The organism is Agrobacterium leguminum (assembly GCF_015704895.1).
Lineage (GTDB): Bacteria > Pseudomonadota > Alphaproteobacteria > Rhizobiales > Rhizobiaceae > Agrobacterium > Agrobacterium leguminum.
Genome location: NZ_JADQWB010000054.1, coordinates 1 through 255, shown reverse-complemented (window position 1 = coordinate 255; position 255 = coordinate 1). Strand labels below are relative to the sequence as shown.

Below are 255 nucleotides of genomic sequence, written 5' to 3'. Positions count from 1 at the left end.
GTCGTCTTGCCGCAGCCGGAAGGCCCCAGCAGCGCCAGCATTTCCCCGCGCGGCAGGGAAAGGCTGACGTGATCCACGGAGGGCTTGAGGGCGCCCGGATAGGTCTTCACGAGATTGTCGATCTCGATATGATGATCGGCCATGGCGTCCTCTGCTTCCTGTCTCAATTCGCCGCGATGACCTCGCGGTTGATCCGCTGTATCCACGCCGAATATTTGTCCGCCACGAAGTTCCAGTCGAGAGAAGACTGCGCGG

Annotated in this window: 1 protein-coding gene; it reads right to left on the bottom strand. The window is 61.2% G+C overall.

The genetic code is table 11. The annotated features are described in order from the left end of the window. Positions 1 to 143: ATP-binding cassette domain-containing protein (locus I3J13_RS25915; protein WP_196380687.1), on the bottom strand; the 143-nt coding region annotated here is incomplete at its 3' end. Positions 144 to 255: the final 112 nt, after the last annotated feature.